At 39.4% G+C, this 20,092-nt stretch carries 23 protein-coding genes and 1 riboswitch; of the genes, 7 read left to right on the top strand and 16 right to left on the bottom strand.

The window, feature by feature from the left end; translation table 11 throughout:
* Nucleotides 1-5: 5 nt before the first annotated feature.
* Nucleotides 6-1,067, top strand: a complete 1,062-nt coding sequence (gene mtnA, locus NSQ52_RS06640) for an S-methyl-5-thioribose-1-phosphate isomerase (protein ID WP_017367119.1) — start codon at nt 6-8, stop codon at nt 1,065-1,067.
* A gap of 24 nt (nt 1,068-1,091) precedes the next feature.
* Here mtnA and NSQ52_RS06635 read toward each other — a convergent pair whose 3' ends face one another.
* The 3 genes from NSQ52_RS06635 to NSQ52_RS06625 all read right to left on the bottom strand — a co-directional run bounded on the left by NSQ52_RS06635 (nt 1,092) and on the right by NSQ52_RS06625 (nt 4,004).
* On the bottom strand, nt 1,092-1,226 hold the full coding sequence (locus NSQ52_RS06635; protein WP_017359454.1) for a hypothetical protein: 135 nt from the start codon (nt 1,224-1,226) through the stop codon (nt 1,092-1,094).
* An 89-nt stretch (nt 1,227-1,315) separates the two neighbouring features.
* The gene (locus NSQ52_RS06630; RefSeq protein WP_041092361.1) at nt 1,316-1,807 is read right to left on the bottom strand and encodes a methylated-DNA--[protein]-cysteine S-methyltransferase; all 492 of its coding nucleotides are present in this window, start codon (nt 1,805-1,807) and stop codon (nt 1,316-1,318) included.
* Between the two features lies 1 nt (nt 1,808).
* Nucleotides 1,809-4,004 (bottom strand): PAS domain-containing sensor histidine kinase, encoded by a 2,196-nt coding sequence (locus NSQ52_RS06625; RefSeq protein WP_024719640.1) that lies wholly within the window; start codon nt 4,002-4,004, stop codon nt 1,809-1,811.
* A 293-nt stretch (nt 4,005-4,297) separates the two neighbouring features.
* Between NSQ52_RS06625 and NSQ52_RS06620 the strand changes: the two genes are divergently transcribed.
* A complete protein-coding gene (locus tag NSQ52_RS06620) occupies nt 4,298-5,317 on the top strand; it encodes an acyltransferase family protein (RefSeq protein WP_007498757.1) in 1,020 nt (339 codons plus the stop codon).
* A 29-nt stretch (nt 5,318-5,346) separates the two neighbouring features.
* Here NSQ52_RS06620 and NSQ52_RS06615 read toward each other — a convergent pair whose 3' ends face one another.
* From NSQ52_RS06615 to htpX, 5 genes are all read right to left on the bottom strand, one after another.
* Nucleotides 5,347-5,532, bottom strand: coding sequence for a hypothetical protein (locus NSQ52_RS06615; protein WP_039169158.1), 186 nt, complete (start codon nt 5,530-5,532; stop codon nt 5,347-5,349).
* On the bottom strand, nt 5,525-5,689 hold the full coding sequence (locus NSQ52_RS06610) for a hypothetical protein (protein ID WP_008346124.1): 165 nt from the start codon (nt 5,687-5,689) through the stop codon (nt 5,525-5,527). The genes NSQ52_RS06615 and NSQ52_RS06610 overlap by 8 nt, the downstream gene beginning before the upstream one ends.
* Complete coding sequence (locus NSQ52_RS06605; protein ID WP_008346127.1) at nt 5,686-6,213, bottom strand: YetF domain-containing protein; 528 nt, start codon at nt 6,211-6,213, stop codon at nt 5,686-5,688. The genes NSQ52_RS06610 and NSQ52_RS06605 overlap by 4 nt, the downstream gene beginning before the upstream one ends.
* Nucleotides 6,214-6,311: 98 nt before the next feature.
* Nucleotides 6,312-7,658, bottom strand: coding sequence for a TrkH family potassium uptake protein (locus NSQ52_RS06600; RefSeq protein WP_007498761.1), 1,347 nt, complete (start codon nt 7,656-7,658; stop codon nt 6,312-6,314).
* A 143-nt stretch (nt 7,659-7,801) separates the two neighbouring features.
* On the bottom strand, nt 7,802-8,701 hold the full coding sequence (htpX, locus tag NSQ52_RS06595; protein ID WP_342474017.1) for a protease HtpX: 900 nt from the start codon (nt 8,699-8,701) through the stop codon (nt 7,802-7,804).
* Between the two features lie 279 nt (nt 8,702-8,980).
* On the opposite strand from htpX, the gene NSQ52_RS06590 reads away from it, so the two are divergent.
* Both NSQ52_RS06590 and NSQ52_RS06585 read left to right on the top strand, forming a co-directional pair.
* Nucleotides 8,981-9,697 carry a DUF1836 domain-containing protein gene (locus NSQ52_RS06590; protein ID WP_058337426.1) on the top strand — a complete coding sequence of 239 codons (717 nt, stop codon included), beginning with the start codon at nt 8,981-8,983 and terminating at the stop codon, nt 9,695-9,697.
* Nucleotides 9,698-9,821: 124 nt separating this feature from the next.
* On the top strand, nt 9,822-10,016 hold the full coding sequence (locus NSQ52_RS06585) for an alpha/beta-type small acid-soluble spore protein (RefSeq protein ID WP_008346135.1): 195 nt from the start codon (nt 9,822-9,824) through the stop codon (nt 10,014-10,016).
* A gap of 58 nt (nt 10,017-10,074) precedes the next feature.
* On the opposite strand, the gene NSQ52_RS06580 is transcribed toward NSQ52_RS06585, so the two are convergent.
* From NSQ52_RS06580 to NSQ52_RS06565, 4 genes are all read right to left on the bottom strand, one after another.
* Nucleotides 10,075-11,247: an anti-sigma factor domain-containing protein gene (locus NSQ52_RS06580; RefSeq protein ID WP_342474016.1), complete on the bottom strand. Its 1,173-nt coding sequence runs from the start codon at nt 11,245-11,247 to the stop codon at nt 10,075-10,077.
* Nucleotides 11,244-11,999, bottom strand: coding sequence for an RNA polymerase sigma factor SigI (gene sigI / locus NSQ52_RS06575; RefSeq protein ID WP_008346139.1), 756 nt, complete (start codon nt 11,997-11,999; stop codon nt 11,244-11,246). The genes NSQ52_RS06580 and sigI overlap by 4 nt, the downstream gene beginning before the upstream one ends.
* Before the next feature lie 215 nt (nt 12,000-12,214).
* The gene (locus tag NSQ52_RS06570) at nt 12,215-13,006 is read right to left on the bottom strand and encodes a TerC family protein (RefSeq protein ID WP_024719637.1); all 792 of its coding nucleotides are present in this window, start codon (nt 13,004-13,006) and stop codon (nt 12,215-12,217) included.
* Between the two features lie 96 nt (nt 13,007-13,102).
* Nucleotides 13,103-13,209, bottom strand: a riboswitch (yybP-ykoY riboswitch).
* Between the two features lie 78 nt (nt 13,210-13,287).
* Nucleotides 13,288-13,902 (bottom strand): DedA family protein, encoded by a 615-nt coding sequence (locus tag NSQ52_RS06565; RefSeq protein ID WP_039169164.1) that lies wholly within the window; start codon nt 13,900-13,902, stop codon nt 13,288-13,290.
* A gap of 248 nt (nt 13,903-14,150) precedes the next feature.
* On the opposite strand from NSQ52_RS06565, the gene NSQ52_RS06560 reads away from it, so the two are divergent.
* Nucleotides 14,151-16,574: an EAL domain-containing protein gene (locus NSQ52_RS06560; RefSeq protein ID WP_342474015.1), complete on the top strand. Its 2,424-nt coding sequence runs from the start codon at nt 14,151-14,153 to the stop codon at nt 16,572-16,574.
* 31 nt (nt 16,575-16,605) lie between these two features.
* Here NSQ52_RS06560 and NSQ52_RS06555 read toward each other — a convergent pair whose 3' ends face one another.
* The 3 genes from NSQ52_RS06555 to NSQ52_RS06545 form a co-directional block, all read right to left on the bottom strand.
* Nucleotides 16,606-17,070, bottom strand: a complete 465-nt coding sequence (locus NSQ52_RS06555; protein ID WP_088004396.1) for a MarR family transcriptional regulator — start codon at nt 17,068-17,070, stop codon at nt 16,606-16,608.
* Between the two features lie 357 nt (nt 17,071-17,427).
* Nucleotides 17,428-17,592: a hypothetical protein gene (locus NSQ52_RS06550; RefSeq protein WP_008346148.1), complete on the bottom strand. Its 165-nt coding sequence runs from the start codon at nt 17,590-17,592 to the stop codon at nt 17,428-17,430.
* Between the two features lie 38 nt (nt 17,593-17,630).
* Nucleotides 17,631-17,786 carry a hypothetical protein gene (locus tag NSQ52_RS06545; protein ID WP_008346151.1) on the bottom strand — a complete coding sequence of 52 codons (156 nt, stop codon included), beginning with the start codon at nt 17,784-17,786 and terminating at the stop codon, nt 17,631-17,633.
* 192 nt (nt 17,787-17,978) lie between these two features.
* Here NSQ52_RS06545 and NSQ52_RS06540 point away from each other — a divergent pair, with 192 nt between their 5' ends.
* Nucleotides 17,979-18,308, top strand: coding sequence for a MerR family transcriptional regulator (locus NSQ52_RS06540; protein ID WP_007498778.1), 330 nt, complete (start codon nt 17,979-17,981; stop codon nt 18,306-18,308).
* Between the two features lie 258 nt (nt 18,309-18,566).
* Here the strand turns inward: NSQ52_RS06540 and NSQ52_RS06535 are convergent, their stop codons facing one another.
* Nucleotides 18,567-18,929 (bottom strand): cupin domain-containing protein, encoded by a 363-nt coding sequence (locus NSQ52_RS06535; RefSeq protein WP_081105410.1) that lies wholly within the window; start codon nt 18,927-18,929, stop codon nt 18,567-18,569.
* 208 nt (nt 18,930-19,137) lie between these two features.
* Here NSQ52_RS06535 and NSQ52_RS06530 point away from each other — a divergent pair, with 208 nt between their 5' ends.
* Nucleotides 19,138-20,001: a LysR family transcriptional regulator gene (locus NSQ52_RS06530; RefSeq protein WP_039170301.1), complete on the top strand. Its 864-nt coding sequence runs from the start codon at nt 19,138-19,140 to the stop codon at nt 19,999-20,001.
* Nucleotides 20,002-20,092: the final 91 nt, after the last annotated feature.

Here is a 20,092-nt window from a genome sequence, read left to right as displayed (position 1 = left end):
GAGTTTTGTCTAAAGAATTTGAAGTTCCCCGTTCCGTCGAATGGGAAGAAAACCGTATCAACATTTTGAATCAGCAAAAATTACCCGCTGAAACCGTGTTTGAGCATTTATATACAAAAGAAGATGTGTATGATGCCATTGTGACACTAAAAGTACGCGGAGCACCTGCTATTGGCATTACAGCGGCTTTTGGGCTCGCACTCAGTGCACAAGAGATTGATACAGAAGACATTGATCTCTTTAAGCGAGAAGTCGCTCGCCTGAAAGAATATTTAAACAGTGCTCGTCCAACCGCTGTGAATCTTGCCTGGGCATTAGACCGGCTTTATCAGCGCATTGAGCGTGCTGCTTCGGTGAATGCAGCCAAAACTGATCTTGTCCATGAAGCCATTCAAATTCAAATCGAAGATGAAGAAACATGCCGGCAAATCGGTCAAAATGCTCTTCAGCTCTTTAAATCTGGTGATCGAATTATGACCATTTGCAACGCAGGCTCCATTGCCACAAGCCGGTACGGAACAGCGCTTGCACCCTTTTATTTAGCGAAAAAGAAAAACCTCGATCTTCACATTTACGCATGTGAAACACGTCCTGTCCTTCAAGGCGCTCGTCTGACGACATGGGAATTGATGCAGGGTGGCGTAGATGTGACGCTTATCACGGATAATATGGCAGCCCATACGATGAAAGAAAAACAAATTTCTGCCGTTATTGTTGGTGCAGATCGAATCGCTAGAAACGGTGATACAGCAAATAAAATTGGAACGTTAAGTCTGGCTATTTTAGCTAAACACTTTCAAATTCCATTTTTTGTGGCTGCGCCTCTTTCGACCTTTGATGTGTCAACTCAGGATGGGTCAGATATTCCGATTGAAGAACGCGACCCACAGGAAGTAAAGGAATTAAACGGCATCCAAATTGCGCCTCCTGACGTGCAGGTATTTAACCCTGCCTTTGATGTCACTCCTCATCATCTCATTTCCGGGATCATTACAGAAAAAGGCATTATCACTTCCAACTATACAGAAGAGATTGATGCACTATTCACCGAAAGCGTGTCACTTTAATCAAACAAAAGCGCGGAGTTCTTATCATTTAAGAGCACCGCGCTTTTTTGTTTCGTTCGTTTTTGCTAATATTTCTTTTTTCTGTTCTTCTGTCAACACGTTCATTTTGACACATAGTGATGTGACGGCGTACATTTTATCTTTTTTGCCCCATAACATGTTAGCAGCCTCCTTTTTCCCTAGACCAACTTTTTTAGCTTAATAAAAGGATATGTCGCTCACTAAACATTTGGAACAGGTCAATTCATTTATTTTTGAACAAATGGGATGCCTTCTAATTCTAATAAGATCGCTTTCATCCCTGTCTTCGTCCCTGCATAACCAGTCAGAGTCCTGTCTTTTCCAATGACCCGGTGACACGGGATAAAAATAGGCAATGCATTGCGTCTATTAGCTTGTCCAATGGCTCTGACAGCCTTTGGATTGCCGATCGCTTCTGCAATATCAGCATAGCTTTTTGATTCACCATACGGAATAGTAGAAAGTGCCTCCCACACTTGCTCTTGAAACGGAGAGCCTGCTTGCTTGAGCGGGAGATCGAACACTTTCCGATCGCCCTTAAAATATTCATCCAGCTGTTTTTTCGCTTCTTTTAATACAGGCGTGTCTTCTTGTTTAAAACGGTCTCTCTGTTTTTTGACCAAAAACGATTCATCATCAAACTTCACTTCAATGATGGCGCCATCATTCTCTAGTATGTATAATGCCCCGATTGGTGCGGTATAGACTGTATAATACACATTAAAGCTCCCCTTCTTGTTTCTGCTGCCGGAGTGGAAGCGTGAGATGGAACACTGTTCCGACCCCTTCTTCACTCTCTACTTCAATGGTTCCTTGATGCTCTTCAATAATTTTATAACTAACCATTAACCCAAGTCCAGTGCCTCTTTCTTTTGTTGTATAAAATGGTTCTCCGAGACGCTTTAGTTTATCCTCTGTCATGCCGCAGCCTTCATCACGAAGAGAAATCACAATGTGCTCCTCCCCCTTCCTTTGAATGCTCACGTATACATTTCCTTTCTGAGGCATTACTTCAATCGCATTTTTTAAAATGTTAATAAAGACTTGCTTCAATTGATTTTGTTCACAGTAGATGAGCGGAATATCATCGAGCACATCTAAATGCATTTGTACATTGCCAAGATTGGCCTGTGCGTGAAGAAGGTCCATCGTGTCTTTGACAATTTGCACGACATTTTTTTCTTCATAGATGATGGCCTGCGGTTTCGCTAAAATCAAAAATTCTGTAATGATGGATTCGATTCTTTTTAGCTCTGATGTGATGACATTAAAATAGAGCGAATACTCCCCTTCAATGTTTCCTTTGAGCAGCTGAATGAAACCTTTTAAAGCCGTCATTGGATTTCTAATTTCATGGGCAATTCCAGCGGCAAGCTCTCCGACAACATGAAGCGTATCCGATTTTCTTACCCGCTCCTCTAATTCCTTGCGCTCAGTCACATCTCTAAAGATGGCCAAATTCATGTTATGAATAATATTTCGTTTAAAAGAAAACTCCAAAATACGTTGATCTGGATGGTTCAGCACAAATGGAACTTCATTGTCCATCTCATCTAATGACATCGCCTGAGCTGGCTGTGCCAAATTTTCAATTTGATATGGCGCAAGGATATGAAAAAGGTTCATTTCCGTTAAGTGATCATCTTTGAGGCCAAGCAGTTCACTTGCGGAAGGATTCACATCTATAATCCGGTATTGATTATCGAAAAGAACAATGCCATCCATAGAGCCATTAAATACTTTACGGAATTTGAGCTCACTTTCTCGCAGCTCCTCTTCCATTCGCTTTCTGTCACTGACATTCCGTAAAATGGTTAAGTGCTGTCCTTCTAATACCGCATGCTTAGAGGTGAACTCAAGCTCTTTGAATTGGCCATTCGCCATTCTAAAGAGGAGTTCTTCTCTGATTTCAAGATTCCTTATATACCGTCTTCTTGTCGGCCGGTATCTGCGATCAGATTTGACTAGAAAATCCATGAGTTTCTTGCCAATCAGCTGATGCATCGGTAATTCAAAAATTCGGCAGGCTGATTCATTTGCCCTGACAATTTCTCCATCATCCGCCCAAATGATGATGGCATCCATCGCATTTTCGAATATTTCTCTAAAACGTTCTTCACTTTTTAGCAGCTTTTCTTCCATTAATCTTTTTTCTGTAATATCACGCATGATGGACATGTAAAAACCACTCATCACATTGGATGTGATGGTCAGTTCGAATAATTTGTGCTGCCCAGATTGAAGGGTAACAGGAAGTTCTCCCTTTGCTTTCCCTGTTTCTTTCAATGAAGTTAAGAGCTGCTGGAGCGCTGGAAGGTTTTCTTCTTCAACAAATTCATTTAAGTAGCGGTCTGTTAAATCTGTTTTTTGAAGTTCAAAGCTCTGGCAAAAAGAGTGATTGGCGTCAATCATACAACCATCCTGATCAAAAATGACCATACCGTCAATCGCTCGATCAAATAAATCTTTAAACAGCTGCTCATTCATCGAACGTTCTCGCTCTAATATTTTCTTTGAAGAAATATCACGCATGACGACAATATATTGTTGATTCACCACGTCGTGCTCTGCTACAAATTCAATATATTTTGTCTCTCCATTTTCAAGTTGAATGGAGATCTCTCTTTTTAACGTTCCTTTTCGAAAAAAAATCTCAAGCGAGCAGTCAATTTTGTTTTTCGGGATGCCGTATAGGAAATCTAGAACGGATTTATTGAGGAGGTCTTCTTTCGGTGTTTGCACAAGCCGGCATGTCGCTTCATTGGCTTGGATAATGTTGAGGTGCTGATCAAATATAAAAATCGCATCTAACGTCTTATTTAACAGCATTTTGTGCTGTATCAATTCATTTCGCAAATATTCGTTCTCTTTTTCTAATTTTCTGATATTTTTCGCACCATCGAGCGTTTCAGTCATTCTCTTACACTCCTTTTCCAGCCTCATTCCTCTACAATATTTCTACAAGATTTTCATTGTTCCTTCATTCGACTCATAAAAAAAGAGAACTTTTTACACGAGGCTTGCTTCATTTGTTTCATTTGGATGACACGATTGTATAACGATTCTCTTTTCTTACGCTTCTTTTACAACCGTTCTACAATTTCACATCAAATAGCGAAATGAGCCAATTTGTATTTTAAAATGGGGCAAATGAGGGAACAGTGCACTTAGAACGTTTATGTTCGAAAAGAAGCAGGAAAGGTGATGTTATGACGTCAACGAGAGACAGTTATTTTGATAATGCAAAATTTCTTCTGATTTTTCTAGTTGTTTTTGGTCATTTGTTACGGTCATTCATACATGATAATGACTGGATACTCTACTTATATAAATTTATTTATACATTCCATATGCCCGCTTTTATATTGGTGTCTGGCTTCTTTGCCAAAGGTTTTAGAAAACCAGGTTTTATGAAAAAAGTCGCAGTTAAGCTGATCATCCCATATTTGATTTTTCAGGTCATCTATTCTGTGTATTATTATTTCTTACAGGATCAAAGCATCTCTAACTTAAATCCGATTGATCCGCAATGGTCTTTATGGTTTTTAATCAGTTTATTCTTTTGGAACTTACTACTCATTCCTTTTTCAAAACTGCCATTCCACTGGGCAATGATCGTTAGTTTATCAATGGCGTTACTTGTCGGTTACGTGGACAGCATTAGCGATACACTCAGCCTATCTCGTACGTTTGTCTTTTTGCCGATGTTTTTAGCTGGCTTTTATTTAAAAAAGCAGCACTTTGAATTTATCCGAACAAGCAAAGGGAAACTGACTGCACTTCTTGTACTGATGGCCGTGTTCATGTTTTGCTATTTTTATGAATTCGATTATTCCTTTTTATTTGGGTCACAATCGTACGCTTCTCTTGGAGATGAAGGACTCATTGCAGCTATGAAACGAATGGCATGGTATTTACTTGCATTTGCTGCTACCTTTAGTTTCTTTGCATTAGTCCCTACACGCCGGTTCTTCTTTACCAAATGGGGCACAAGAACGTTATATGTCTATTTACTTCACGGCTTTGTGATTAAGCTTTTAAGAACGACTTGGTTTGATGATTGGGCTCTAAATACGGCAAGTGTATTGATTCTATTGCTGCTTACGGTTCTCTTAACCTTTACCTTATCTAGCACATTTGTTAAAACTGTTGCACAACCAGTCATCGAGCTCAAAATGACCAGTCTGATGCGAACCATTACTGGCAGACAAAACAGTTATATTAAATAGAAAAAACGATCTCTCAGGATCGTTTTTTTCTATTTATTTTTGTTTTTCTGTTCAGTGTGACATTCATCGTTTTTTTTAGGCTTCATTAAGGTATCAATCCATTTACTGCTGTTTATATCTCCCAGCTCGCTGCCAAATTCCTCTTCCAAGATATCGGGGTTCATCGGTTTTTTATGGTCTTTCATATCTTTACTTTTCACATGTTTTTTAGTCACGAGATGCTCCCCCCTGTTTACCTTGATGAGAATTTCGGTTCGCTTGGCGGTCTTCTGATTGCTCGTCAAATTGTGTTTGTCCTTGATCGTGTGCCATGCTTTCTGTAGGCGTCATATTATTCGTGAGTGCTTCATTTTTTGCTGTTTTTCTTTTCATTTGTCATCATTCCTTTTTAACATGTTTAGTTCTTCGCTCAATTGATCAAACAGCTCTTTCATTTGTTTGACTGTCACTGGTTTTTCCTCAGGCTTTAACTCATATCCAATTTGCCCATTCGCTTCTAGTGTTGCTTTTTTGAGACTGCAAATGTCTGTGATGCCCTGCTGCTTTAAGCGCATTTTGAATTGATCCCTTGTCAGCCGCGTTTTTTTCAGCTTGTGTTCAAGCATTTCCCCATCCTCTAAAATCACCACAGACTTCCCTGAAACCAATTTTTCAAAAAAATCAAATTGGATCGACAGCTTTTCCATAATCACAAGCGCCACAATAAAAATGGCGGCCGCATAAATGGTTTCAAGTAAATTATGCTCAATAAAGGGTTGGATAATAATCGATCCAATCGAAATCATGATAACTGTCTGTTGAACCGTTAATTGACTAATGGATTTGGGCCCTGCTATTCTCAGCAGCAAAGTACCAACGAGCAGCATTACAATTGCTTTCCATAACACATCCAGCACGTCTCTTTCACCTCTTACCTATAGATTGCGAACATCCTTTGTGATTTAGCCAGTTATATAATGGAAATAAAAAAACCAGCATTCAGTAGGAATGCTGGTTAGCCGATGATCACACGCTCTTTCGGATAATGATAATTCGCTTCACTTTCCCGGCGGCCAATTAAATACAAGAAGCTTGGAATTCCAATCCGTCCTATAAACATGACGACCATAATAATACACTTTCCAAATACGGACAAGTCAGACGTAATTCCGAGCGACAGTCCCGTTGTTCCGAAGGCAGAACAAACTTCAAATAAAGTTTCAAGAAGTGTATGATGGTCTGATAAAGTTAACAGAAACGTAGCACCAAACACTAAAATAAAGGCCATCATCGTCACCATGAGGGATTTATTAATATCCGCTTGATGAAGCTCTCTTTTAAAGATTTTAATGGACTTATTTCCTCTCGCAAAATGAAACAAAGCAAGTAAATTAAGGGCAAACGTGGTTGTCCGAATTCCGCCCCCTACCGAGCTTGGAGATGCCCCGATAAACATCAACAAACATAAAAATAACAGTGTCGGCTCTGTCAATTGCGTAATATCTAATGTCGAAAGCCCGCCACTTCTGGTGGCTGTTGATTGAAACAAAGAATAAAACAAGATTTCATGCCAGCTCTTCCCTAGAAAAGTAAACCGGGCTTCAAGTGCATAAATCCCAATTGCCCCAACGACAACAAGGAGGCCAAACGTGATTGTTGTAATTTTCGTAAACAATGAAAACGATGCATGTTTTCGGTCTTGATTGAATAAATAATCCTTTACTTCGACAAGTACCGGAAAGCCAATAGCACCAAAAATGATGAGCAGCATCGTGATAAATTGGACGAAATAGTCATCTTTATAAGGAATTAACGAATTCCCTGTAATATCAAAGCCTCCATTGGTTGTGGCACTGATACTAGAGAAAAATCCGTGTAAAAAAGCGCCTTGCACATCGTAATACTTTAGAAAATACATACTTAAAATCAGACCGCCTACAAACTCAATCAGCAAGATTAAATATAAGACCTGCTTCATGAGTTTTACAATTCCTGATAAGTTGCTCTGGTTTTGGTCTGCCATAATTAATTTTCTTTCTTTAATGCCGATCCTTTTTCGCATAACCAGCCAGACGAATGTACCAAGGGTCATAATGCCGATACCCCCGATTTGCAAAACAAATGCAAGGATCCACATCCCGGTCACACTAAATGTTTGTGACGTATCGACAACAGTCAGACCCGTGACACTGACAGCACTCACAGCTGTAAATAGCGCATCAATAAATGTCCATTTGACTCCTTCTTGGTGAGCCACTGGCAGACTGAGCAGTATGAACGACACGGTCACAGCAAGAAAATAATAAAGGGCAATCAGCTGAAAAGCCGACAGCCGGTCGATTAGTTTTTTCATTGGATTCATGGTTATTCCTTCTTTTATCTTTCTTTTCGAATACTATATCATTTTAATGAAAAGAAAAAAGATTTTAAAGGTATTTTGTGCTTTATTTACTTTTTCATCAAAAAGAAAAAGACATCCTTACGCAGAATGTCTTTTGATCTTTCTTATATTGCTTCTAGTCTTCTAATTCTTTCGTTTAAATCAGGGTGTGTTGAGAAAAGAGAAGCTTTTCTTTTACCACTGATTTTCAGTGTAGCAACAGCTGCTTGATCATCATCTTTGATTCTTGATGTATACGCCTCTAGTGAACGAAGCGCATGAATCATTTTATCTTTTCCTGCAAGGTCCGCACCGCCGCGGTCTGCATGGAATTCGCGATGTCTAGAGTAAGCAAATACGACAAGGCTTCCTAAGATAGAGAAAATAATTTGGAAGACGATCACAGCGATAAAGTGAACAATCGGCACAAGCTCTTCACGTGGAACGAAACGGCTTGCGATCCATGCCGCAATTCTTGAAAGGAAGACAACAAACGTGTTGACGATCCCTTGAAGTAACGTCATTGTAACCATGTCACCGTTCGCTACGTGAGCGACTTCGTGAGCGATAACCCCTTCAACTGCTGCATCATCCATTTCATGAAGCAATCCAGTTGATACGGCAACAAGCGATCTTCTTTTAGAAGGACCTGTCGCAAATGCATTTACTTCAGATGATTGGTAAATACCGACCTCAGGCATTTTAGAAAGGCCTGCTGCTCTTGATAGTCTGTGAACGCGGTCAACAAGCTGCTGCTCATCATATGTTAATGAATCCTTTTCTGGATTTAACACACGCACACCCATCATCATTTTTGCCATCCAGCGAGACATCGCTAGTGACATAAACGAGCCTACAAAACCAACAACTGCACTGAATACAAGAAGATAAAGGATATTAAGTCTTCCGTCTGCTCCTATATAAGAACCAACACCAGTTGCTGCACTAATAACCGATAGGACAATACCAATCGTAGTGATAACAAGAATGTTCGTTAATATAAACAGAAATATTCTTTTACCCATACATAACCTCCGCTGTCATATTAAGTTCATTTGAACTTATTAATAAAATTATAAAAATAAACGTCTCAAATTGCAAGGAAAAAGGAATCGTTTTCTATGTTTATCATACTGGCTAAAACCTCGTCATTTCAATGATTACGCTACTTGCATCCGCAAACAAGTGAACAAATTGTGACGCAGCGGTCCTATTTTAGTTTATTTTGCATTTTCATTAAAAAGAGATTATGATGTTGAATTAGATCAATAATCACGTTTTTGACGTACAAAATGAGGTGGAACATGGTGACTTTTAAATTAACGAGAATTGACATGACGAGACTTCTGTATTCTCTAAAAGGCGAGGGAGATCTGACTCCGCTTCAGCTTTTGAATTTATCTGTAAAAAGCGATAAGGAACATGAATATGATGAATTAAAAATCCCTTCTTTTTTTGAAAAACTCGAACGGCGGAAGCAAAAATCAGAGCACGGGCTTTCAACGAACGAAATCGTTGAGCTTGGCAACTTGTGTGAACTGACTTCTCTTAAATCAACAGCCATTCAAAACTGGATCAAGCGCGATATTAAAGATATGATTGGCCATCCAGAGCTTGGCAAGAAGTACTCCATTGATCAAGTCGTTATTTTATTAATTGTCCGGGATTTAAAATCAGTATTTGATTTTGATGCTATTCGTACGATTTTATCTGCCTTATTTAATACGATCACAGATCGAACGGATGATATTATCAGCCCCATCCGTTTTTATGAAGCATATGCGCACGTCCTTGATTTTATTTATCACCATACACATTTTCCATTAAAGGAAACGAATTTACGAGAAATGACAGAAGAGCAGACGGACAAGCTACACGAAGAGTTTACAGAATTGACGAAGCCGCAATGGCATTTGATTAAAGGCATTATCAGTTCTACCGTTTTCTCCGTTTTCACTTCTCACTTGCAAAGCACAGCGCAAGAAATGATGTTGAATACGCTTCAGCTGAAAAAGGCTTAAAACTGAGCCCGAGGTGACCTTCATCACCTCGGCTTTTTTGTGCAGCAATTGCCAGCATAATTGCAGGCTGTTTTTTTCAAAATAAGAAGGCGCAACAAACATGAGGTGAAAGGAGGAATATGTGATGGCAAACCGAAATCAACTTCTTGTTCCTGGAGTAGAACAAGCTTTAGATCAATTTAAATACGAGATCGCTCAAGAATTTGGCGTGAATCTCGGTTCAGATACAGTCGCACGTTCAAACGGTTCTGTTGGCGGCGAGATGACAAAAAGACTCGTACAGCAGGCGCAATCTCAAATGGGCCATTCAACTAAATAAAGACATGGTGAAATACGCCGGATCTATTCTGGCGTTTTTTTACTGTTCATATATAGGCTCATCCGTTTTCACGGTATGAGGGCGATGTGTTTTTTCCTTTTTGTTTGACGCCATCTCTGTTACGTTCGCCGTACGGACGATTCTGACCACTGTCGTTTTTTTTTACATGCTTTTCAGCATCACCACGTGATGTGCCGTTTGGATGTTTTTTTTCATCTGGATCAGTTGAGTGATTTTTTTTTTGCTCTTTGTCTTTTTCAAAAGAGCGATCCTTTTCTTCTTTTCCCTTTTTCTCTTTGTTGTCAAGATTAGGGCTTGTTTGGTGAGGCTTTTGAACAGCTCCTTGCTCTTCCCTCTCAACTTCCTTCTGCTCTTTGTCTTCGCCTTCAGGAGCCTCTTTATCCGGCTGCATCTCATCGCTATCGTCTGTCTTTATGTCTTCTTTTTTGTCTTCGTCTTTTTGATCTTCATCAGCATTTTTCGGCTCTTCTTCTTTGACAGCCTCGTCATCTGCTGGATCTTCATCATCTTTTTTAACGTCCTCTTGTTCGTTGTCTTGCATTTCTTGATTTCTAATATAAGTTCCTGTTGAAATGCCTGCTTTTTGTGCCTTTTCTCTTGTTTCCAGGTCACCTTCCACAGTTTCCAGCTTATAATTGCGCTTTTGATATTCCCCCGAGATGGTGCTGATTTTACTTTTTACGTTTGTTTTGTATGTATGATCCTGCTTGTTTTCATAAACAGTTGAAATATAAATGCTTTTAGAGTGGTTCACGTATCCTTTTTTATCACAATCATCGATGATTTCCTGCACGACTTTGGTCATGTCGTTTTTTTCTAAATCTTTCATACTGGCCAGTACTTGCTTCGCATCTTTATTCAGTGGAGTGACACCGATCACTTGATAGTTGTGATCGAGTTTCAGCTCAAAGCTTGGGTTAATGTCAATCGTCATATATGCATATGCTTTTTGACTTGAGAAAGATGGCATCATAGTGAAAATCACGACAATAATTGCTGCAATTGATAGAATTCCTGCATTTAACGGACGTAAACGAAGCAGGTCAAAAAAACCGGCTCTTTTTCTTTCGAGACGTGATTCATTCGGAAACGTCACTTCTTGACCGATTTCATAGTCTTGCTGTTCATACTTTGTCCGCAGAAATTGTCCATCAGGGGTCAGCAGTGTGACATATTTTTTGTTTTTCTCTACTATAATGCCTCTTCTCATGAATTAAGCACCCCTTTAAGGTAATCTTTCAAATACACATAATCACCTGTCATAATGATCGCCATCGCAATAATATATTTTCTATTTCTCTCAATCGTTTTGCGGCTGACTTCCACTAGCTTTTCCAGCTGTTTGACTGGCAATTGTTTTTTCTGAAATAAAATGGTTCTCAGTTCATCGTGCTTAACGAGTGTATGGGCCACTTTAATGGCATTTTGTCTCGCATCCGCATGCTTTGGTGAATGCTCAAGCAGCTCTTGAAACGTAAGACCATATACTTTCAATCGTTCTTTAAAATGTTCAATCTCTTCTCTTCTATGTTCTTGTTCAATTAAACGCCTATATTCATTTGCAGAAAGCTCTGCTTCAATCATGCTTTGTGAGTATTCGCCATTCTCACTTTCTTGAAGGTCCATTTGAACAGTTGGCGCGTTTCTTGCTTCTTTTCGAATATAGTCGATTACTTTTCTTTTAATAATTAACTCCGCAAATGCAAGGAGTGAGTTGCCTTTTTCGGCAGAGTATTTTTCTATCGCTTCATTAAAGGCAATTAAGCCTACGCTGAATTCATCATCTTTTTCATCTATATATCGTTTACAAACGGATGAAACCGTCTTAGCGACAAATGGTTTGTATTGCTCTATTAATGCATTTTGCAGCTCGGTATCACCCTGTTGGATGTTGATTGCCGACTGCTCTAATGTTTGCTTTTTCTTTCCCTTTTTAAACAAAAGGCTAAGCAATGGTTTCACCTCAGTTCTCCCTATATTACTCATTTATGATAGCTAATTTATGAGGGAAGCGCAAAGGAAGAAATGAGGAATTCATTTCCTGTTACTCAATTGTGACATGTATTTCTTTATCTACTTTACAACGTTTCGTTTAAAAGCAAAGAAATAAGGGGGTATCCCCCCCTTTTTTGTAATATACGTGTTATGAAAATGAAATGATATTTCTTTCAAAAAACCTACTCTTCTAGCCGAATCTCTTGTTTTTCCTCGTTTTGCTGGCCGCCTTTTCTTGATGGACTTGATAAAAACCAACCAAATGCTGCAATCGCGAGAAGGACCGTCCAGAAAATAATTTTCCATAATGTTGAATGAATGAAATGAGAGGACACGACCCCAATAGCTGGATGAGAAAGTGTATAGAGCGTCAGCTTCACGCCAACCCATCCGACAATGACAAATGCTGCTGTTTCTAGGCTTGGTCTCGTTTTAAGCAGTTTCACAAATACAGTCGCCGCAAACCTCATGATCACTAGACCAATGATACCGCCTAATAGAATGACAATAAATTGACCGCCATCAAGCCCGCCAATTTGTGGAAGGTTTGTGGCTGGCAAAGTCACAGCTAATGCAACGGCTGCTAAAATAGAATCTACTGCAAATGCAATGTCAGCAAGCTCAACTTTCACGACGGTTGCCCAAAAGCCGCTTTGTTTCATGTTTGTGTCTGCTTCCTTTTTCTTAAATACGTGTGATTTTAAAATATGGTGAATCGAAATATATAGAAGATAAATTGCGCCAATCGCTTGAACTTGCCACACATCTACTAAAAACGAAATAAGAAAAAGAGAACCAAATCGCATGACAAATGCTCCCGCAAGTCCGTAAAACAATGCCTTTTTTCTTTGTTTTTCAGGAAGGTGTTTGACCATCACAGCCATAACCAGCGCATTATCAGCTGCTAAAATGCCTTCTAATCCAATCAATACGAGAAGAACCCACCCGTACTCTAAAATAATTGCTGCATCCATCATCATTCCTCCTTATTTTTTATCTATTGTCCCACAACAGACAAAGGCTTATGAATGCAAAAAAGACCTTTGCCTGTAATGGCAAAGGTCTTGCTAGACATGTGATATGTAAATCATGCCAACAAAGCCGATGGAATACTATTCCATGTAATGACGACTTTGTTTCCGGTGAAAACCGGACGCTACTCCCCTTTGGTGGGATTAAGAATATTTAGATTACTTATATCATAATCAACAGACCCCGGATTGTCAACAGGTGACTTTTCATCTTCACCCACTGATTAAGCCGTTGGTGTTTCTGTTTTTCTTTTTCTTCGTTTGAGCCACACGTAGACAACAAACAACAAGAGCACACCAATACCAATCGGCAATACATATGGTTCTAAAATGGTTCCAACCTCTTGCCAGTTCTCTCCAAGGACAAATCCTAAATACACGTACACAAATGTAATCGGCGTAATCGCCAAAAACGTATACAGGCAAAAAACCCACACATTCATCTTCGCAATCCCACACGGAATGGAAATAAGGGTTCTGACCCCTGGAATAAACCGGCCGCTAAACGCAACAAATCCGCCATGCTTTTCAAAAAAGGCATCCGATTTATCAAGTGACTCAGGTTTAACAAAGAAATACTTCCCATATTTATTTAAAAAGGGTCTCCCTCCATAACGCCCTAACCAGTACAAGGTCAAGGGGCCTGCCACACCACCAATAGAACCGGCAGCCACAACACCAATGAAGGCCATGTCCCCTTTTGAAACCCAGTAACCTGCAAGAGGCAACACCACTTCAGCAGGAACAAATTCAATGCATAATGCAAGAAAGATGCCGAAGTACGACAAATTCTTAAAGGCATCAGCTAATGAAATAATAAAATCTTCGATGTTTATCAATCCCTTTCACACATAATCAGTTTGACAGGCTATGCTTGCAAATCGTACCGTGCCACCTATTAAACGATTAAAAAACCAAAAATGATTCACTTTTCTTCGTTTTTTTACATTAAATTTGATTTTACTATAAAAAATGTTCAAAAAAAATGCTGAATGCCCTTTTTAAGTAAAGGAAAAGTGAACACAGGCGCCACTTGATCCGATATATTAAGTATATGTCTGTTTTTAGATACAGGAGGTTTTCTTACATGACACATTTAACAGGAAGCTACAACGGATGGCTTGTCTTTCTGTCAGTCGCTGTCGCCGCTGTCGCCTCCTACTCAGCTCTTCAATTAGCCAGCCGGGTGATCCAGTCGAGCGGCGCAAAGAAAAGAGTATGGTTGATCGTTGGTGCGATGATCATGGGGATGGGAATATGGTCAATGCATTTTATTGGCATGATGGCGTTTCATCTACGCTCTGGTATCACATATGAAACACCCTTACTCATTTTATCGATTTTGGCCTCTTTTATCGGTTCTTTCATTGCTTTTTCAATATGTATTCAGCAGCAACTTTCCACAAGGCGACTTTTGATTAGTTCGATCACGATGGGCTCAGCTATTTGCAGCATGCACTACCTCGGATTGGAATCAATGGCGAATGTCACCATCAGCTATGATCCTGTTCTCTTTTTTCTTTCGTTTTTTATTGGTGCGCTCGCTTCATTCTTTTCACTACACCTTTTTTTCCGGCTCCATCGCTCTGAGAAAAGGCGGGAGGATCAGCTGTTAAAAATAGCGGGTGCACTGATGATGGGCGGTGCTATTGCGGGCATGCATTACACTGGCATGGCGTCTTCGACGATGTTTTTTCATTCAGATGGTCAGGTCGCTACGGGTGGTTCTCTTGAAATGTCACCATTTAGCCTGTCCATTTTCATCGGCCTGATGACGCTTATCGTCCAATCACTCATGATTTTCGGCGCCTATATTGATCAACGGATTATGTCACAATCAGATCAGCTAAAAGAAAATGAACAGCGGTTCCAATCACTGATCAAACATAATATAGATGGTATTATCGTGTTATCTGTTGATCGAAAAGTGATATCGGCGAATGACCCAGGCAAACACATTTTGAAAATGTGCAATTCCTGGATTGGTGATGATGTGAGTCAATACGTCATGCCGACTGAGATGTGGGAAGACTTTATTTATCAATCAAAAAAAGCAATTACGCGTGAAGCAGAACTGAAAGCCGCAGATCGTTTTTATTATTATCATGTTACATACATACCCGTACACGTCAACCATACACTTGACAGCATTTATCTCGTTTTAAAGGATTTAACCCAGCAGAAGATTGCTGAAAAAGAAATTCATGTGATGGCACATTATGATGCATTAACTGAACTTCCGAACCGTCGTCACGGAATTAATCATTTAAATGATGTATTATCCGCTCAAGAAGAGACAAAAACGTCAACGGCAGTTCTTTTTCTTGATTTAAATCGGTTTAAAATTATTAATGATGCCCTTGGTCATAACATAGGCGATCTGCTGTTGAAAGCCGCCGCAAACAGACTAACCAAATGTTTGCCTGACAATGGCTTTATTGCAAGAATTGGCGGGGATGAATTTTTAATGATCTTTCCTCACATGGAGCATAACACACATAAAATTGAACAGCTTTTGGAAAACATCATTCGCCAATTTGAACGTCCTTTTTTCATCCAAAACCATCAGCTCATTACATCCATTAGTATTGGAATCGCCATCTCTCCGCAAAACGGAAAGAATGGTATGGAATTGATGAGAAAAGCAGATATGGCCATGTATTTATCAAAGAAACATAAACAAAGCCGCTATGAATTCTTTACTGAATCTATGGAGAGATTGAGTGAGGACAGACTCAATCGCGAACTAGAGCTACGAGATGCCATTCAAAGAAAGCAGTTTGTGCTTCATTATCAGCCGCAAATCAGCGCCAAAACAAGACAGATGACAGGTGTTGAAGCCCTTTTAAGAATGAAAGCACCAGACGGTTCTCTAAAATCACCAGAGGCTTTCATTGAACTTGCTGAAGAATCGGGCCTGATTATCGATATTGGAAGGTGGGTCATTGACACGGCATGTAAGCAGGCAAAATTGTGGTATGACAAGCAATTGAAAATCCCTGTAGCGGTCAATTTATCTGCTAAGCAGTTTAACTCTGAAGACTTAATTGATTTGATCAAACTAACGCTAAAAAAATACGACCTTCAACCATCACTTCTTGAGCTTGAAGTGACAGAAAGCATGACAATGGACAACATCAAGCAGTCAAAACAAGTACTGACATCTCTAAAACAACTTGGCGTCCGTATTAGTATTGATGATTTTGGTACAGGCCACAGCTCTTTAAGCTATTTGAAGGATTTGCCGATTCACCGTCTAAAAATTGATAAATCATTTATCGAGGATATTTTGAGCGATTCAAAGTCTGAGCAAATCACAGGGGCTATTATTGCAATGGGGCACCAGCTATCTCTAGAAGTCATTGCTGAAGGTGTTGAAACTTTTGCACAAGCGCAACTTTTATCTGCGCAGGGCTGTGACGATCTACAAGGCTTTTATTATGCCAAGCCACTTCCAGCTAGTGACATTGAAAAATTTATCGCCTATCCTGCTCATCAGCTGGATACATAAAAAAGGTGCCAACCAATGGCACCTTTTCGTTTTATCTAAATAACAAATGCTGACTGTGAATACCTGCTTTTTTCAGCAGACTAATTAATTGCTCCTGTTCTTCACGCGAAAGACCAGAAAACGCCCGCGCAATTCGAAGAGAATGGATTGGATAAATTTTATCCAGATAACTGCGCCCTTTATCCGTTAAATGGGCATAAACTGACCGCTTATCCTTTGGGTCCTGTTCTCTTTCAATGAAACCATTTCGTTCTAACTTGTCAATTACGTACGTAACATTCCCGCTGACAAGCAGGAGTCTTGAGCCGATTTGCTGAAGTTTTTGAGCACCTCTCGTATACAGTAATTCGAGAACGGCAAATTCAGTTGGATTGAATCCATGCTCCTTGCTGTCTCTAATACTGTGTTCGGAAACGCTTTTAAATGCCCTTGCAAAAACTTTGTAAAGCGTCATTGAACGTTCTACTTCTTCTTCATTAAACGATAGTCTCATCACATATCTACCTCTTATAATATTTTTTTAACTTCAAGGCTTTCTTGCGGTGCAGTTGGAGCCTTTCGTAAAAAATAGAAGTACGTTTCTGAAAACCCTTTCAACCACATAAGTGACTCCATTCGTGTTATGTATAAGATTTCGATATAAACTTTTAAAATCCTTCTTATTTTTCACAATCATCTCGAAAAAAAGCTTTTCCAGCAAACCATCATGTTACGACAAATTTTAACATAATCTGTAAAGGCTCTATATTTTCTTACATTTGATTCGTCAAATTTCTACAAAATCCAATATTGCTATAATATTAAACACACAAAAAAAGAACCCTTCATGTGACAACGCACATGATAAGGGATGTTAAAGATAGCGATCGGTTTTGTTGAAAAAGAAATGATACTCTTTTTTTAAGTCACTAATTGTCATGTTCTTGGTCATATCAGGGCTATACACCCCAAGTGAGCAAAGCTGCTTCGTATAATAATGTCTTTCTTTCGCTAAAGCTTCTTTTAATATACGCCGCATGACTTCTCCCCTCCTATCAATGGATATGGATCGGGTGCTTATGAGGACTTTTTATACAAATCATTTTGTACGGCTCTAAGAAGAGCATGTGCATTCTGACCTGCAGCCTGCATGAACTGCTCCAGCAGTTCATCCCTCTTCACATCTAATGCGATGATTTCTTTTGCCATACGGATGATCTGTGTTTTCTCCATCAAGTGCGCCTCCTCCTTATTTTTTCTTTTTCTTATCATATGTTCACGTGATATGATTTGCACTTTATATGTTAATTTTCCTTCCATTGTTTTTCGATTTTTTCATTTTTGTGTTATATTATCTAACAAACGTTAGGTTTTTTTACTGACTGTTGGATATAATATGAAGAAAAGACTTGCAGGGGTGAGGATATGACGCAGGAAGATGTATCTTATAAAGATAAAAAAGTCATTTCAATTGGGATAGTCAGTGAATTAACAGGACTTTCCGTCAGGCAAATCCGATATTATGAGGAACGTAAACTCATCTACCCCCAGCGCTCAACAAGAGGCACACGGAAATATTCTTTTTCTGATGTAGAACGTTTAATGGATATCGCCAATAAACGGGAAGATGGTGTGCAGACAGCGGAAATTTTAAAAGACATGAAGAAAAAAGAACAGGCATTAAAAAGCGGACAATATAAGAAAAAAATGCTGGAAGGACAGATCAACGCGCACTTCCGGTACAAGAATCGATGAACTAAATAACAATTGCTTACTCGGCAAAATAGACTTAGCATCTAATCGTCCTGAATATGAATCGATGAAAGCACGAACTGACCCAAAGACCGATTCTTGCTGAAGAGTCTATTTCAGGTAGCGAAAGGAAATGCGTTACAGCTCATCTTGAATCATTGAAGCAACAAAACGAGGCAGCAATTGCAGCCTCGTTATTAGCTAAAACAACCATTCAACTATTTATCCCCTAAGGTACTTGATCTTTAACGATTTAGTTTTTCAAATTTGTTCAGGAATCGAAACAGTTCGTTCATTGAGCACATTCCCCGTGTTTAGCGTCGTTTTGGGTTCTATTAAGAGCAAGTGAACTTCTTCTTCAGCAATGGGCTGATGTTCAACTCCTTTTGGAATCACAAGAAATTCTCCTTCATGAAGCGTTATTTCCCTATCCCTAAAACGGATGACTAGATTGCCTTTCCACACAAAGAACATTTCATCCTCATCATCATGGTGATGCCAAATGAATTCACCCTTCATTTTCACCATTTTCATGTATGAGTCGTTCAACTCTCCACCTATTCTAGGATTCCAATAATCATTTATTTGCGAAAATTTTTCTTCGATATTTACCTTTGAAATCAATCGATTCCCCTCCTTATTAAATGGAAACGTCTGTTTTAGTTGCCACAGCTAAAAAATTCTCATTTTCTCCTCTCGATCTGATAAAAGGGACACCGCAATGAGCATCAACCTCTTCTATCATTTAGTTTACATACTTCTTTGGATCACGTAAAATCAAAAAATAGCATATAGATCATCACGATTTGTGATGCAAAAAAGGAGAGTTAGTTTGGATATTAAATCTTTGGAAGTATTTAAAGCCGTTGCCATTGAACAAAGCATCACAAAAGCTGCTCAAAAATTAAATTATGTGCAGTCCAATGTCACCGCAAGAATCCAACGTCTTGAACAAGAGTTAGGTGTACCTCTTCTCTATCGATATCATAAGAAAATATCTTTAACGCCTGCAGGACGTGAACTGCTGCCCTATGTAAATAAATTACTATACGATTACGAAGAAGCGATAGAAGCAGTAAAGCTTTCCTCTACTCCGCGGGGATCTTTACACATTGGATCTATAGAGTCCACCGCATCTACAAGATTGCCCAGCATTTTCACAGAATATCACAAAAAATTTCCACAAGTAGAATTGAGCTTGTATATGGCACCTACAGTCGACCAAGTTAGCGCTATCCTCAACTACAAAGTAGACAGCGCGTTAGTAGATGGGCCAATTCTTCATCCAGAAATCATCGAGTATCCTGTATTGGAAGAATCCCTCGTTCTCATTACAAGCTACTCCACGGAGCAATTCCAGGTAGAATCTATTTTACATGAGCCGTTGCTCTCGTCCTTCGCCCATTGTATTTATTTAGGACGATGGCAAAAGTGGCTAGAGAACAACGGCTATCCTCCTATGAAGGTCATGGAATATGGTACGTTAGAGGGCGTCCTTAAATGTGTTGAAAGCGGGCTGGGCGTGACTATATTACCAAAATCTATGGTTGAATCTCGGGGGGAAGGCAAATTTACCTGTCATCCATTACCGGAACCGCATCGGATCGTGCCCACTGTGTTGATCAGGCGACGTGATTCGTACATGACCAGTGCTCTGTCACAATTTATGGAGTTAATAGGCATTACGAATATGTGATCTGAGACAGATCATTGTTTTCATAAATAAGATCATGTGTGATAAAAAAGAGGATAGATAGAGCGACATTCTTTCAGCTCTTCTATCCTTT

The organism is Bacillus sp. FSL W8-1141, assembly GCF_038593205.1.
GTDB classification, from domain to species: Bacteria; Bacillota; Bacilli; order Bacillales; family Bacillaceae; genus Bacillus; species Bacillus altitudinis.
Note: the sequence above shows the minus strand (reverse complement) of the source record. Positions and strands in the feature narration are given on the sequence as shown.